Annotated in this window: 15 protein-coding genes; 11 read left to right on the top strand and 4 right to left on the bottom strand. The window is 71.4% G+C overall.

All coding sequences use genetic code 11. From position 1 onward, the window contains the following. Nucleotides 1-243: 243 nt before the first annotated feature. On the top strand, nt 244-693 hold the full coding sequence (locus ACX9TP_RS45515) for a Fur family transcriptional regulator (RefSeq protein ID WP_482976977.1): 450 nt from the start codon (nt 244-246) through the stop codon (nt 691-693). Nucleotides 694-845: 152 nt separating this feature from the next. Here the strand turns inward: ACX9TP_RS45515 and ACX9TP_RS45520 are convergent, their stop codons facing one another. Then, complete coding sequence (locus tag ACX9TP_RS45520; protein WP_482976978.1) at nt 846-2,147, bottom strand: trypsin-like serine peptidase; 1,302 nt, start codon at nt 2,145-2,147, stop codon at nt 846-848. A 361-nt stretch (nt 2,148-2,508) separates the two neighbouring features. On the opposite strand from ACX9TP_RS45520, the gene ACX9TP_RS45525 reads away from it, so the two are divergent. The 3 genes from ACX9TP_RS45525 (at nt 2,509) to ACX9TP_RS45535 (ending at nt 5,426) form a co-directional block, all read left to right on the top strand. Continuing rightward, the gene (locus tag ACX9TP_RS45525; protein WP_482976979.1) at nt 2,509-2,886 is read left to right on the top strand and encodes a response regulator; all 378 of its coding nucleotides are present in this window, start codon (nt 2,509-2,511) and stop codon (nt 2,884-2,886) included. 134 nt (nt 2,887-3,020) lie between these two features. Beyond that, nucleotides 3,021-3,620: a hypothetical protein gene (locus ACX9TP_RS45530; RefSeq protein WP_482976980.1), complete on the top strand. Its 600-nt coding sequence runs from the start codon at nt 3,021-3,023 to the stop codon at nt 3,618-3,620. 204 nt (nt 3,621-3,824) lie between these two features. Continuing rightward, complete coding sequence (locus tag ACX9TP_RS45535) at nt 3,825-5,426, top strand: ligand-binding sensor domain-containing protein (protein WP_482976981.1); 1,602 nt, start codon at nt 3,825-3,827, stop codon at nt 5,424-5,426. Nucleotides 5,427-5,503: 77 nt separating this feature from the next. Here the strand turns inward: ACX9TP_RS45535 and ACX9TP_RS45540 are convergent, their stop codons facing one another. After that, nucleotides 5,504-6,724 carry a sensor histidine kinase gene (locus ACX9TP_RS45540; RefSeq protein ID WP_482976982.1) on the bottom strand — a complete coding sequence of 407 codons (1,221 nt, stop codon included), beginning with the start codon at nt 6,722-6,724 and terminating at the stop codon, nt 5,504-5,506. Nucleotides 6,725-7,013: 289 nt separating this feature from the next. On the opposite strand from ACX9TP_RS45540, the gene ACX9TP_RS45545 reads away from it, so the two are divergent. Next, a complete protein-coding gene (locus ACX9TP_RS45545) occupies nt 7,014-7,919 on the top strand; it encodes a metallophosphoesterase (RefSeq protein WP_482976983.1) in 906 nt (301 codons plus the stop codon). Between the two features lie 45 nt (nt 7,920-7,964). Then, a complete protein-coding gene (locus tag ACX9TP_RS45550; protein ID WP_482976984.1) occupies nt 7,965-8,318 on the top strand; it encodes a hypothetical protein in 354 nt (117 codons plus the stop codon). Between the two features lie 18 nt (nt 8,319-8,336). On the opposite strand, the gene ACX9TP_RS45555 is transcribed toward ACX9TP_RS45550, so the two are convergent. Further along, nucleotides 8,337-8,777 (bottom strand): DoxX family protein, encoded by a 441-nt coding sequence (locus ACX9TP_RS45555; RefSeq protein WP_482976985.1) that lies wholly within the window; start codon nt 8,775-8,777, stop codon nt 8,337-8,339. Between the two features lie 207 nt (nt 8,778-8,984). On the opposite strand from ACX9TP_RS45555, the gene ACX9TP_RS45560 reads away from it, so the two are divergent. From ACX9TP_RS45560 to ACX9TP_RS45580, 5 genes are all read left to right on the top strand, one after another. Beyond that, nucleotides 8,985-9,884: a transporter gene (locus tag ACX9TP_RS45560; RefSeq protein ID WP_482976986.1), complete on the top strand. Its 900-nt coding sequence runs from the start codon at nt 8,985-8,987 to the stop codon at nt 9,882-9,884. 10 nt (nt 9,885-9,894) lie between these two features. Further along, nucleotides 9,895-10,644 carry a hypothetical protein gene (locus tag ACX9TP_RS45565; protein WP_482976987.1) on the top strand — a complete coding sequence of 250 codons (750 nt, stop codon included), beginning with the start codon at nt 9,895-9,897 and terminating at the stop codon, nt 10,642-10,644. Nucleotides 10,645-10,705: 61 nt separating this feature from the next. Then, nucleotides 10,706-12,016, top strand: a complete 1,311-nt coding sequence (locus ACX9TP_RS45570) for an ATP-binding protein (RefSeq protein WP_482976988.1) — start codon at nt 10,706-10,708, stop codon at nt 12,014-12,016. Further along, entirely contained in the window at nt 12,013-12,567 is a 555-nt protein-coding gene (locus tag ACX9TP_RS45575; protein WP_482976989.1) for a response regulator transcription factor, read from the top strand. Before ACX9TP_RS45570 ends, ACX9TP_RS45575 begins: the two co-directional genes overlap by 4 nt. A gap of 65 nt (nt 12,568-12,632) precedes the next feature. Then, nucleotides 12,633-13,256 (top strand): LURP-one-related family protein, encoded by a 624-nt coding sequence (locus ACX9TP_RS45580; RefSeq protein ID WP_482976990.1) that lies wholly within the window; start codon nt 12,633-12,635, stop codon nt 13,254-13,256. 91 nt (nt 13,257-13,347) lie between these two features. On the opposite strand, the gene ACX9TP_RS45585 is transcribed toward ACX9TP_RS45580, so the two are convergent. Then, nucleotides 13,348-14,916, bottom strand: coding sequence for an Ig-like domain-containing protein (locus ACX9TP_RS45585; RefSeq protein WP_482976991.1), 1,569 nt, complete (start codon nt 14,914-14,916; stop codon nt 13,348-13,350).

The following is a 14,916-nucleotide window of genomic DNA, read 5'->3' on the forward strand; positions in this document are numbered from 1 at the left end:
GGGACCTGCCTCGCGGCCTCCGGAAGAAGGCCTCACCGCCGGGAGCGCGGAACCCCACCCGGGTGCCTCACGACTCGGCTTCTCCTTGTCCACGAGGGCAACAGAGGTTCTTGTGCAAGACAGTTGCATCAGTGTCGCGAGCGCCCATCCGCCCCCACGCCTCGGAGAGTCGGGACGGACCCTCCGGGTTGTTTCGTGACACAGGTGAAAGTGCATGGCAGTTGCGTTAATTGAAAGGACATCATGGGAGCCAAGAAACTTGCCGCGCAGCCGAAGCTCACCGAGTTCCAGGACCGCATCCGTGCCGCGGGCCTGCGCAGCACCGCGCCCCGCGTGGCGGTACTGAGGGAGCTGGAGAGCGCCTCCTCGCCGATGAGCCATGCCGACCTGGTGGACTCGCTCGGTGACGAGGGCTACGACCGGGTGACCATCTACCGCAACCTGACGGACCTGACGGAGGCCGGGCTGGTGGTGCGGGCGGACCTGGGGGACCACGTCTGGCGCTTCGAGCTGAAGCGCGAGGGTGAGGAGCATGGCAGCAGCCATCCTCACTTCACCTGCACCGACTGCGGCACCGTGGCGTGCCTGCCGGAGGACTCGGTCAGCATCGCGTCGTCCAAGGGCGTGCCCCGCGCGGTGTCCAAGCGCGCGGTGGAAGTGCAGCTGCGCGGCCTGTGTGACCGCTGCGTGTGAGTGACGGCGGAGGCCCGCCTCCGCCCCCTCGCGGGGTGGGCGGGCCCGCCTCCTGCCGGCTCGCCTGACGCTGGCCCCCAGGGGGGCCGCGAAGCGCCGGGCCGCGAAGCGCGCGGACGGTGGAGCCACCGCCCGCGCGAGCCTTCCCGGTGTTACTGGACGGTGTACGCCACCGTGCCGCTGCAGCTGCCGCTGGAGTAGCAGCCGGCGCGAATCTGGTACGTGCCCGCCGTGGTGGCCTTGAAGCTGCCGAACGACAGCACGCCGCACGCGTCGTCGTTGGACGCCACCTGCGTGGTGCCGTTGTACAGGCGCAGGTACGTGTCACCGGTGCCGGAGGAGCCGGGCACCGTGCAGGTGCCGAAGTTGAGCGTCTGACCGGCGGCCAGGGTGACGTTGCGGTTGGTGGTGTTCTGCTGCGCGCTGTTGGTGTTGGTGGCCGTGTACGTGAACGTCACGGGCGTGGGCGGCGGCGGGTAGCCGGCGCACAGGCGCGTGCTGGTGGCCACGCCGCAGTACGCGTCGATGGCGGGCCGCACGTAGGTGACGTCCTCGCCGCGGCAGCCCGTCTCCGTGCACACGTTGACGACGTTGCAGCTCCCGTTCGCCCTGTAGTCCGTCTCGCCGCGCACCAGGATGCCGGCCACCGTGTAGCCGCTGTTCTCGTACACGCCCGAGCCGGAGTTGCCGCCGAAGGTGTCCGTGGTGGCGACGAAGTAGTCCAGCGTGCTGGCTCGCGCGTCGCGCACCGCGCCGCCCGAGTCAATCTTGAAGGGGATGCCGCTGCCCGAGCCAATCACCGTCACGTTGGTGCCCACCGCCAGCGCGGCGTTGCCCGCGCGGATGGGGGCCGGCGTGAAGCGCGGGGTGGCCGGGCGGTCCAGCTTGAGGATGGCGTAGTCCAGGTTGCGCCCGTTCACCGTGGACTGCTGGCGCGCGACGATGGACGTACAGGAGAAGATGTCCGCCGTCGTCACCGTCTGCATGGCGTTGGCGGCCGTGCGGTAGAAGTTGAAGACCAGCCGCGTGCTGGTGCAGGCCGAGGCGCTGGTGACGCAGTGGCCCGCGGTGAGCACCAGGTCATCGTCGATGAGCGTGCCCGAGCAGAACGCCGGCGTCAGGTCCGTCAGGAAGCGCTCGGTGCTGCACAGGCCGTACGCGCTCTGCAACGTGGCCGCGTTGAAGGTGACGTTGTTGGGGTTGGACGCGTTGAAGTCCGACGGGTTCATCAGCGCCACGGTGGCCTGCTGGGCGCGGGCGCGCAGGGTGGCATTCGCGTGCGCGTACACGTCCGTGCGGTTGTCCGTGCCGTAGACGACGGGCTGCTGCTCCGTGCCCGTGGGAGTGCTGTCGGCCGTGCCCGCCTCCGGGGCCGGGCCACACGCAGCGACGGAGAGGGTACACAGCAGCGTGCCGAGCAGCGTCCTGCGGGGGGAGAGCCGGGGGAGTCGCATGGGGTGAACACTCCTTTTGGGGGTGAAGGCCGCCCGCCCGACGGGCTGGAGGCCGACCGCATGCTGTCCCCACCAGGAATTATCCGCAACTCAACCAATCCACGAAGTGACGGCAGATCCGGCTCCAGGTATTGTTGCAACCCAGATGCAACAACCGCCGGGTATGCACGAATGGGGAGCCCCTGGGGCAGGATGATCCACCCCGCTACAGGCCGGCCCCGGGCGGCGCGGGCCCTTTCGTTGGCTGCTGAGCACTCCACCCGGCCGTCTTCCGGCCTCCGCTTCCGCCAGAGTGGGGGCGGACGCATCTAGTCCGCGGTGTGGAGCGGGTTCTGCCTTCCCGACCGCACCGGAGGCCTGGGTGCAACCGCTTCAGACACTGCTGGTCGTGGACGACGACCTGGATATCCGAGATGCGCTCCAGGACGTCTTCGAGCTGGAGGGCTATGCCGTCCTGCTCGCCGCGGACGGCCTGGAAGCGCTGGCCCAGCTGCGCCAGGTGGAGACGCCGCCGGGGCTCATCCTGTTGGACCTGATGATGCCGCGCATGGACGGCTTCGCCTTCCGCGAGGCGCTGCGCCACGACGAGGCCCTCTCCGACATTCCCGTGCTGGTGGCCAGCGCGGACCTGGACGTGCGGGGCGCGGCCGAGGGGCTGAACGTGGCTGGCTGGCTGCGCAAGCCGCTGGATTTGCCCGAGCTGCTGTCCGCCGTGAAGCGCCTCAGCCAGGCGGCCTGAGGACTGCCGCTCCTGCCTGCCTGCCCTCCAGTCGGGAGGACCGGGCGCGGGGACGAGCAGGTTGGCGCGGAAAGAGAGCCTCCCCACCCTTGCTCCCAGAAGTCAGAACAACTGACCGAAGGGAGAGGGAACCCATGAAGAAGCTCATCGCCACGCTGGCCCTTTGTATCGGGACCGCCGCATTCGCGCAGCAGGCGAAGCCGCCGTCCGAGAAGCAGGTGCCCGGGCCCGAGGTGGAGAAGAAGATGGACACCGGTGTCGACGCCACCGAGGTGGGGCCCGCCGTCGGCAACACCGCCAAGAAGGCCGTCGGCGCCCAGACGGAGGACGAGGGCACCTTCAAGATGGACAAGGCCATGAGCCTGTCGGGCACCATGAAGGACGCCACCGCGGACGGCGTCAGCCTCGCCCGCGCAGGCCTGCCCGACGCGGACCTGGACGTGCGTGACAAGACGGTGCTGATGCTGGACGGCAAGAAGGTGGAGAAGACCGACCAGATTCCCGAGGGCGCCCAGGTGCGCGCCAAGTTCCAGCTCGAGGGCCAGGAAGTCGTCGCCCTGGAGCTGCGCGCCACCAGCCCCAAGGGCGTGAAGAAGGACGCGAAGAAGAAGGAGCCGGGCACCGGCGGCTCCGGCACGCAGGAGATGAAGGAAGACGCCAAGAAGGCCGGGGACAAGGCCGAGAAGGCCGGCGAGGACGTCCACGACGAGGTGGATGAGACGCTGAACAAGTAGCTCGCGCGCTCGCACACCGAATGCGTCCGGACCGGGCCCGCTTCCCACCAGGGAGGCGGGCCCTGTCGTTTCTTCCGCCCAGGCCATGCCCTCGCGGGTGCCACGGTGGGAAGAACTTTCACCACCCGGGGCGCTCCACCCGGCCAGACAGGCGTAGCGGGCCCGGTACGCGGCTTGCTTTGCGCGGAGCCCCAGGAGGATTCGGTGATTCGACGACTGCTGGGCGCGTGTATCGGGGTGGTGGTGGTGACGGCGTGGGCGTGCGGTGGCTCGGACAATCCCGTCCCCACGCCTCCGCCGGTGCAGGACATCGACGAGAGTCCGGGGGCGGACGCGGGCACGGACGCGGGAGGCGACGCGGGCACGGACGCGGGGACGGACACCGACGCGGGCACGGACGCCGGCACGGACGCGGGCACGGGCACCGACGCGGGCACGGACGCCGGCACCGACGGTGGCACCACCGGCGGCACGGATGGTGGGACGGACGGGGGCACCGACGGCGGCACGGACCCGGGGCCCGTCCCGGACCCGTGGCCCACGGACAGCGTGGTGGACTACACGAAGACGTTCGGGCTCTCGAAGGTGAAGGCGGTGGGCGTGGACACCGCGCACAACATCTGGCTGCTCAACGGCGCCACCATCGGCGTGCTGCGCGCGGACACGAAGCGCGTCACGTGGACGACCTCGCCCCTGGGCCAGGCCGCGGCGGGCTACAACTCCACCGTCATCTGCGGTGGCAGCGGGGGCCGCGCCTACGTGGGCTACTACGCGGACGACCTGGACGTGGACCCGGAGTTTCCCTTGCTCCACACCAACTACATCATCAGCAAGGGAGACGCCTGCTACTACCCGTACAAGGACGCGCCCGAGTGCTACAACTACAGCCACCGCCGCCTGCAGATATACCGGGACGGCGACGTGGACGTGGTCCGCCTGGACGCCAGCGGGCAGATCACCCTCGAGGAGCACCTGCACCAGTCCATGCGGAACACGACGGACGACCAGGGCAACCCGCGCATCCAGTACGGGCCGCGCAAGATTGACGACCTGGACAACCTCGGCATCCGCAACAGCAACGACCACCACTACGACGAGGACCGCGCCATCTACAGCTGCATGACGGTGCTGACCGGCCCGGACAAGGGCGACGTCTACGTGGGCTCCAACCACGGCGTCACCCGCGTGCGCGGGCTGATGTACAACGCGCACCGCCACCCGGTGTGGTTCGTGGGCAGCAGCCAGCGGGCCGGCTACACCTACGGGCTCGGCATTGCCCAGGACGGCGACATCCTCATCGCCAATGACTGGACGTTCGGCATCGCCACGGCGACGTCCGACATGGGCGACTGGGACAACCAGAGCGAGAACTCCCCCGTCAAGACGAAGGTGAAGTCCGCCTTCCTGCCGGCCGTCAACAGCCTGGAGGAGTTCGACAACTGGCGCGGGTTCCAGCAGACGAAGGACGGCGAGTACTACCTGGGCAGCAAGGACTACGGCCTGTGGAAGCTGACCGTGGGCAAGCCCAAGGACCAGGCGCAGGTGGGCACCCAGCTAAAGGGCGCCAACGACGAGCAGGCCGCGGCCCTGCAGAACATCACCGCGCTGGCGGCCACGGGCGACGGCTCGCTCTACATCGGCACCAAGAAGGCGGGCCTGTGGCGCCTCACGCCGCAGAAGACGGTGGAGAAGGTGACGGGCGTGAAGGGCTCCGAGGTGCTGCAGCTCGTGTATGACCCGAGCGCGAAGCCGGGCATGCTCCTGGCGCTCACCGATGACGGGCTGACCGTGCTGCGCGACCCCTGAAGCCTCGAAGCGCGGGCGCGCGCTGATGGGACATGAAGCCCCGGGGTGCCCGCTGGCGCCTCGGGGCTTCGTCGCGTCTACCGCGCGGCCCGCGCCTGCACGGGCGGCTGGGGCTGGGTGGGCAGCCGGAGGATGAAGGTGGAGCCCTGCCCCTGCGCGGAGCGCACGGTGATGCTGCCGCCCATGGCCTCCACGATTTGACGGGTGATGTAGAGCCCCAGGCCCAGGCCGCCGTAGTGGCGCTCGGACACGGCGCGCTCGAACTTGCCGAAGAGGCGGGCCATGCCTTCCTCGGAGATGCCGATGCCGTGGTCCTTCACGGCCAGCACCGCCGTGTGGCCCTCGCCCACCAGCGACACCTCCACCGGCTGGCCCGCGCCGTACTTGGCGGCGTTGGACAGGAGGTTGACGAGCACCTGCTCCACGCGCAGCGGGTCCCACGAGCCCTGCAGCGGCCCGTCCAGGTGCACCGTCAGCGTGCTGCCCGCCTTCTTGAACTCCTCGGCGAAGGCGTCCGCCATCTGCCGCACCAGCTGCGCCAGGTCCAGCTCGCGCGGCTCCAGGCTCAGCTTGCCCGCGGCCAGCCGCGACACGTCCAGCAGCGTGTTGACCAGGCTGCCCAGCCGCGACAGCTGCCGCTCCAGCACCTGCGCGCGCGGCGCCAGCTCCTCCGACAGGCCGGGCAGCGCGGTGCCCACCTGGCGCTGCAGGAGCTGCAGGTGCAGGCGCATGCTGGTGAGCGGCGTGCGCAGCTCGTGCGCGGCCACGCTGAGGAACTCGTCGCGCGCGCGCACGGCTTCCTGTGTCTCGCGCAGGGCCTGCTCGCGCACCGCCCGCTCGCGCGCGGCGCCCGCGTCGCGCTGGGCCTCCACGCGGCGGCGCTCCGTCATGTCCTCCACGTAGATGCACGCGGCCACGACGGCGCCGTCGCGGCGCACCGGGTGGTAGCTGGCGCGGTACACGCGCACGCGCTCCACGCCGCCGCCGTGCTCGCGGTGGACGATTTCCACGCCCTCCAGCGGCTGGCCCGTCTCCAGCACGCGGCGCACGCGGCGGATGACGTCGGAGGCGGAAGGCGTGCCCTTGAGCACGTCCATCATGGAGCGGCCGAGGTGGGACTCGCGCGGCACGCCGTTCATGACGGCCATCGCCTCGCTCACCTCCACGAAGCGCAGCTCCGGGTCGATGAGCGCCATGCCCAGCGGCACGGTGGACATCAGCTCCGCCAGGGCCACCGGCCGCGCGTCGTCAGCGGGACGCTGGCGCCCGTCACCTCCACCACCTGCTGGCGTTGTCACGTCCGGTCCCATGTCCTGGGCCGACCCGAGCCTCGGGGTCATCGTCCCCGCGTGTGTACCAACCCCGCCCGATGACGTCACCGCGCCCCCGTAGACTGTGTGTCCAGTGGTGGAAGGATGCCCGAGTCCCGCCCGGAATCTTCCTGAAATCGCGGGGGTTTCTCCGTCACCCCCGCCGCCGGCCGCATGGAGGGCAGGCGTGCGCGGGACACCTGCTTCATCCCACCCCCACCGGCTCTCGTAGAATGGAGCCGCTCATGCAGCCCCCGGCACGGAGGAATCGACCCGAATGCGCCTGAGACGCCTCGCCCGCCGCCCCTCGCCCCATGCTTCCTCGGCCGCCCATGCGTACCGGGAGCTGCCGCACGGGGGACGCAACGAGCTGGTGGCCCGGAGTGGAGCGGACCCGTTCCGCGAGGAGCGGCGGCTGCGCTGGAGGGACCACTTCTCCCTCTCCGAGAACGTCCTCTTCGTCCCGCACATGCACGCCGAGCACGACGGGCTGAGGATCGCCCAGCTGTCGGACGTGCACGTGGGGCAGGCGACCTCCGCCATCCGCATCCGCCGCGCGGTGGAGGCGGTCAACGAGGCGAAGCCGGACCTGGTCTTCCTCACCGGCGACTACGTGACGCACAGCCCCAAGCCGCTGCCGCGCGTGCGCGAGCTGCTGGCGGGGCTCGAGGGCCCCGTCTACGTGGTGCTGGGCAACCATGACCACTGGGTGAACGGGCCCTACATCCGCGAGGGCTTCGAGCGGCTGGGCTACACGGTGCTGCAGAACGAGCACCGCCTGGTGCACGTGAAGGGCGCGCCGGTGACGGTGCTGGGCATCGACGACGGGCGCACCGGCCGCGACGACGTGGAGGCCACGTTTCGCGGGGCACCGGAAGGCGGCACGCGGCTGGTGCTGACGCACGCGCCGCCGACGGTGGAGAAGCTGCCCGCGCATGCCGGGCTGGTGCAGTTCTCCGGTCACACGCACGGCGGCCAGTTCGTGGTGCGCGGCCTCACCGAGGCCATCTTCCGCCGCGCGGGCCAGCCGTACATCAGCGGCCACTACCGCGTGAATGGCAACCAGCTCTACGTGAATCGCGGGCTGGGCTTCGGCTTCGGCGGGCCGTACCTGCGCCGCGGCGCCGAACCCGAGGTGGCCTTCTTCACGCTGCGCAGCGAAGCGATGGCCGTCGCGCGCTGAGAAGTGCCCTTCCTGGAGTCGAGCGAGGAGGTAGTGTGCGCGCGCATGCGCTCAACGCTCCTCCTCGCCGCCGCCCTGGCCCTCGCGGGCTGTGTCCACCAGGATACCCGGCACGCGCCCAAGCCGGACCCGCGCGAGACGCGGTCCGGCTTCGCCGTCATCAGGGTCGATGAAGCCAGCTACATCATCGACCCCTATTCGCAGAGCTGCTTCCTGCGCCACTGGGCCGCGGGCGGCACGCTCAACGCGGTGCCCTGCGACAAGCTGAAGCAGAACCTGCTGGAAGCGGCGCGCTACATCACCTGGATTTCCGTGCCGAAGCGGGCGGAGGACGCGGCCGGACAGACGCCTCCGCCTTCCGAAGCGCCCCCGGCTTCCGAAGCGCCCCCGGCCCGCTGAGAATGCAGAGCCCGCCGCTCAGTGCCGCAGCGGCATGCCCAGCCGTCCGCCGCCGAGCCCCTCTTCGCGCTTGCGGCTGCGCAGGCTGAAGGGCCCGGAGCCGAAATAGACGATGAAGAGGGCGCCTCCCGCCATGGAGAGGTTCTTCATGAAGTGGATGAGCTGGTTCTGCGCCTGCACCGGGTCGGTGACGAGCCAGAACTTGTGGACCATGAAGGCCGCGGCCACGAGGAAGACGGCGATGGCCGCCGCCCCCAGGCGGGCGAACACGCCCAGCAGCACCAGGAGGCCGCCCAGCACCAGCGCCACGCCGGAGGCCAGCACCGCCAGGCGCGGCTCCGGCACGCCCGAGGACTGGGCATAGGCCGTCAGCGCCTGGAGCTGGAAGAAGTGGTTCAAGCCACTGGTGATGAAGATGGCCGAGAAGAGCAGCCGGCCCAGCGGCGCAAGCACGCCCATGACGTCCTCCCTGTATCCCTCCTCCCACCCCCTCAACGCCGGTGGGCGGAAGTCATTCACAAGGTGGCCATTGATTCCTGCGGGACAGCGGGCGCCCGGCTGCCCGTCCGCCCTGCGACGATAGGACAGGGTCCCCGTCTGGTTGTCCCCGCTGCGACAACTCGCCGCACGCCCGCCCGCCACCGGGTACGTATGGTGCGCGGCGCCGTGAGAAAGCCCCTCGCCGCCACCCTCGTCCTCGCCAGCGCGGTGCTGCTGGTCCCCGGCCCCCCCGCCTGGGCCTGCGCCACCTGCGCCTGCGGAGACCCCACGCTCACCTCCATGGGCACGGAGCAGCCGTTCTCCGGCCGCCTGCGCCTGTCCACCACGCTGCGCGCGTGGGGCCACACCGTGGGCCAGGACAACGTGAATGCGCTGCGCCTGCGCGAGGCCCGCATGGACGTGGCCGCCGCGTACGCGCCGCTGCCGTGGCTGTTCCTCGCGGCCACCCTCCCCCTGCAGGCCCGCGAGGTGCGCGACGTGAGCCTCGCGCGCGAGCGCGGCTGGGGCGTGGGGGACGTGGAGGTCAGCGCCAAGGCCTTCATCTTCCAGGACAAGGACTTCTCACCCGACCACCTCTTCAGCGTGCTGGCCGGCGTGAAGCTGCCCACCGCGCCCGTGCTGCACGCGGAGGACGGGACGGAGCTGGACCTGGACACGCAGCTGGGGAGCGGCTCGGTGGACCCGCTGTTCGGCGTGGCGTACCAGCACTTCCGGGGCACGTGGTCCTTCGTCGCCAGCGCCACCGGCTTCCTCCCCACGCGCGGCATCCGGGGCTTTCGCGCCGGAGCGTCCGTGCGCACCACGCTCGCCGCGCAGTACCAGCCGGCGCCGCGCTGGGCGGTGCGCCTGGGGCTGGACGGGCGGGTGGAGCAGGCCGCGGACATCCACGGGGTGAAGGAGGAGGACGGTGGCGGCGTCATCGGCTACGCCTCGCCCGATGTCCTCTTCAGCCCGGCGACGGACATCGTCCTGGCGGCCGGCGTGCGCGTGCCCTTCTTCAACCGGCTCCATGGCCGCGTGGCCCCCACCCCCATCGCGATGATGTCCGTCGCGTATGACCTCTGAGCGCCCGCCCATGAAGCCCTCCGTCTTCACCGCCGCCCTCCTGTGTCTCGCCGCCTGTGGGGGCGGAGACCGCGTGGAGGGCATGGCGCTGACCCTTGGCGTCACCACCGCGCGCGCCCGCGCCGCCGTGGACGCGCAGGGCCCGCGCACCCTCGTCAACGCGCAGGGCACGCGGGCGTCGTTCACCCGGGCGCTCGTCACGCTGGGCAGCGTGGAGCTGCTGCCGTGTGAAGAGGCCGGCTGGCGGCGCCTGCTGCGGGGGCTGTCGCCCGTGGGCACCGCCTGGGCGCACTCGAGCTCCAGCCCCCGGCGGCTGGGCACGCCGCATGTGCTGGGCCTGGATGGCGCGGATGGGGACGTCACGGAACTGGGCGTGCTGCGTCCTCCACCGGGCCGGTACTGCCGCGCGCGGCTCACCTTCGAGCCGGCCGACGCGGATGCGCAGGGGCTGACCTCCGCGTCGGAGGGCCCCGAGCCCGTGGACATGGAGGGCCGCAGCCTCCACGTGCGCGGCACGCTGTCCCCGAAGGAGGGCGGCGAGGCCCTGTCGTTCGACGCGACCAGCGCCGGGCGCTCGTCCGTGGACGTGGTGCTCGACGGGCTGACGCTGTCGGAGGACGCGCCCCGGGCCACGCTCGTCTTCACGCTGGCGTGGGACACATGGCTGGATGGCGTGGCGCCCCAGGAGCAGCCCACGCGCGTCGACCTGCTGGGCAACGTGGCCCGCTCCGCGTCGGCCCGGTCGTCCGCCGCGCCATGACGCCCGTGGCCGCCGACACCTCGCCAGGGGGCCTCCATCCGGAGTACTCCTCCGCCGTGCCATGAAGACCGAGCCCGACGACACCGCGCTCCCCGAGCCCTCCTCGCGCGCGCGCATCAACCTGGAGTGGCTGCTGCGGCTGCGGTGGGGGCTGCTGCTGGGCCAGGCGGTGGTCATCGCCGTGGCGGCGTACGGGTTGGAGCTGGCGCTGCCCGTGCCGGTGCTCGCGGCGCTGCTGGGGCTGGAGGCGCTCACCAACCTGTCCGTGCGCGCGTGGCTGCACCGGGCGCGGCGGGTGACGGAGGGCACCATCGGCAAGCTGATGCTGTGGGACACGCTGGTGCTCACCGGCCTGCTGGCCCTCAGTGGCGGCACCCACAACCCCTTCACCACGCTGTACCTCGTGAATGTGGCGCTGGGCACGGTGCTGCTGCCCGCGCGGTGGACGTGGAGCCTGCTGGGCTTCACGCTCGCCGCGTTCGGCTCGCTCTTCGTGCTTCCGGACGTGGAGCTGCCGAGCGGACTGTCCCGGCCGGACCACGCGGAGCTGATGCGGCTGCACATCAATGGCATGTGGGTGGCCTTCGCGGTGGCCGCGGGCTTCATCGTCTACTTCGTCCAGCGCGTCACCCGGGCGCTGGGCGCGCGCGAGCAGGAGCTGGCCCAGGCGCGAGCGCTGCACGCGCGGCGGGAGAAGGTGGCCTCCCTGGCCACGCTGGCGGCGGGCGCGGCGCACGAGCTGTCCACGCCGCTGTCCACCATCGCCGTGGTGACGAAGGAGGTGGAGCGCGCGCTGGCGGCCTCGGGCACCTCGGAGGGCGTGCGCGAGGATTTGCGCCTCATCCGCCAGCAGGTGGACCGCTGCCGCGACGTGCTGGTGCAGATGTCCGCGGACGCGGGGCAGACCACCGGAGAGCCCTTCCACGCGATTGCGCTGGGACGGCTGGTGGAGGACACGCTCGCGGAGCTGCCCGGCGCCGCGAGGGTGCGCGTGGAAGTCCCGGCCGAGCTGAGCGCCCGGCAGGTGCATGGCCCGCCGCGCGCGCTGGCCCGGGTGCTGCGGGGGCTGGTGAAGAACGCGCTCCAGGCCACGCCGGAGGCGAGGCCCGTGGAGCTGCGCGTGCGGGCGGAGCAGGACCGCGCGAAGCTCGAGGTGCGCGACGGCGGCCCGGGCATGCCCGCGGAGGTGCTCGCGCGGGCGGGCGAGCCGTTCTTCACCACCAAGGCCCCGGGAGAGGGCATGGGCCTGGGGCTCTTCCTCGCGCGCACGCTGGCGGAGCAGCTCGGAGGCTCGCTGGAGCTGCGCTCCGCGCCGGGCCAGGGCACCACCGCGAGCCTGGCGCTGCCGGTGGGCGCGGAGGCGGCGCCATGAGCACGGTCGGAGCGCACCACCCCAGCCTGCTCCTCGTGGACGACGACGCCACGCTGCGCGAGCGGCTGGCGCGGGCCTTCCGCGAGCGGGGCTGGGACGTCACCACCGCCGGGGACTACGACGCGGCCCTCGCCGCCGCGCGCCGCGAGTCGCCCGAGTACGCCATCGTGGACCTGCGCATGCCCGGCCGCAGCGGCCTGGAGCTGGTGAGGGACTTGCTCGCCGTGGACGCCGCCACGCGCGTCGTCGTCCTCACGGGCTACGGCAGCATCGCCACCACCGTGGACGCCATCCGCCTGGGCGCGGTGAACTACCTCCCCAAGCCCGCCGACGTGGACGACCTCCTCGCCGCCTTCGCCCGCGCCTCCGGTGAGCCCTCCGTCGCGGCCCCCGAGAGCTTCGAGGCGCCCTCCCTCGCGCGCGCCGAGTGGGAGCACATCAACCGCGTGCTCGCCGACTCCGGCGGCAACATCTCCGAGGCCGCGCGCAAGCTCGGCATCCACCGGCGCTCCCTGCAGCGGAAGCTGCAGAAATACCCGCCTTCCCGCTAAAGCCCTGGCCCCCGGGTGGGGACACACCCTGTTCGCGCGGGCCCCTTTCGCGGTAGGTGGAGCGGATGTCCACCGCACTCACGCCCCGCTCTCGCAGTGAATTGGCTCGCGGCCGCTTCGGCCAGAGCCGCTACATGATTCGCCGTCAGTTCTTCAAGCTGTTCGGCGGCGCGTTCCACATCTACGACGAGGCGGGCAACGTCGCCTTCTACTCGAAGATGAAGGCCTTCAAGCTGAAGGAGGACCTGCGCATCTACGGCGGCGAGGACATGCAGGACGAGCTGCTCACCATCAAGGCACGCAGCATCCTGGACTTCGGCGCCACGTACGACGTCACCGACGCGTCCACCGGCGAGCGCGTGGGTGCGCTGCGCCGCAAGGGCCTGCGCTCCCTCCTCCGCGACGAGTGGCTCATCCTCGATGCGAACGACCAGGAGCGGGGCAAGATTGAGGAGGACAGCATGGTGATGGCGCTCGTGCGCCGCCTCCTCACCAACCTCATCCCGCAGACCTTCAGCGGCGCCGTGGGCGGCACGCCCGTGCTGACCTTCACCCAGCGCTTCAACCCCTTCATCCAGAAGGTCGACCTCGACTACTCCATGGACAGGGAAGGCAAGCTGGACCGCCGCCTGGGCATCGCCGCCGCGGTGCTCCTGTGCGCGATTGAAGGCCGCCAGTCCGGGGGCTGAGAGCCCCGGGCCCCGCTTCCCGCACCGGCAGAAAACAAGACGGCGGCCCCCCGGAAGGGAGGCCGCCGTTGTTGCTACAGCGAGCAGCGCGTTACTTCGCGGTGGTGATGGTCCCCACCGCCACGTCGATGGCCTGCAGCGAGCCGGAGGCCGGCAGCGCGTGCGCCTTGATGACGGTCAGCGGCACGCGGGTGCCGGCCGGCGTCGTCTCGGTGGCCTTCACCGTCAGCGCCACGGACAGCAGCGCGCCGGTGTACTCGTGCGCCGGGGCGCCCTTCTGGAACACGCCCACGCTCAGCGTGCTCCCCTTGACGCCGCCCTTGAGCAGGTGGGGCGCGGTGCCCAGCACGAAGCCACGGTTGGCCACGTACTCGTCACCGTCCACCATGGACCAGGCCGCGGTGGCCGCTTCCAGCGCCAGCGTCAGGTCCGCGCCGCGGCCGGACTCGCCCGCGGGGCCCACCAGGTCCAGCACCAGCGTGTTGCCGGAGGACTGGGCGGCGTTCTTCACCAGGCGCCAGCCCGTGCCCACCGGGTCCACGTAGTTGACGGTGCCCGCGACGGGCACGGTGAGGGTGGCGGAGGCCTTCTTCGACCCGTCCGCCACGCTGGTGGCCGTCACGGTGAACGTGCCCGGGTGCTTCGGCGCGGTGTACACGCCGGAGCTGGTGACGGTGCCGTTCGCCGCACCGCCCTCCACCGCCCACGTCACCGCCGTGACGTTGGTGCCCGTCACCTCGGCCGAGAGCGCCACGGTGGCGCCCTGGTCGAGCGTCGCCGTCGCGGGCGTCACCGTCACCGCCACTTCGGGGATGACGACGGGGGTCACCTGGATGAGGGCGGAGGCCTTCTTCGTCGGGTCCGCCACGCTGGTGGCGGACACGGTGAACGTGCCGGCGCGGTTCGGCGCCCGGTACAGGCCGGTGCTGGTGACGATACCGTTGTCGTCGCCACCCTCCACCGCCCACTGCACCGCCGTGACGGTGGTGCCCGTGACTTCCGCCGTCAGGGCGAGGGAGACGCCCTCGGCAATCGTCGCCGTCTCCGGAGTCACCTTCACCACCACGTCCTCGGGGATGACCGCCTCCACGGTGATGGTGGCGGAGGCCTTCTTCGTCGGGTCCACCACGCTGGCGGCCGTCACGGTGAACGTGCCCGCGTGGTCCGGGGCCGTGTACACGCCCGTGCTGGTGACGGTGCCGTTGGCGTCACCGCCCTCCACGGACCAGGTCACCGCCGTGAGGGTGGCGCCCGTCACTTCGGCCGTGAGGGTGGTGCTGGCGCCCTGCGCAATCGTCGCCGTCTCCGGGGTCACCTTCACCACAATCGACGGAGCCGTCACCGGCTCCACCTTCACGGTGGCGGTGTCCTTCTTGTCGGTGTCCACCGCGTTGGTGGCCACCACGGTGTACGTGCCGGCCGTGGCCGGGGCGGTGTAGACGCCCGCGCTGGTGATGGTGCCGTGGGAGTCGCCTCCCTCCACCGACCAGAGGACGCGCGGGTCCTTGGCGTCTTCCACCGTGGCGCTGAAGGTCGTCTTCTCACCGACCTTCACCGTCACGGACTTCGGAGTCACCGTCACCGGCCCCGAGTCAGGCTCGGTGCAGGCGGCGAGCGCTCCAATCAGGAGCGGAACAATGAGCCTTACAAGCGTTTTCAT

The sequence above is a fragment of the Pyxidicoccus sp. M15 genome, assembly GCF_056858435.1.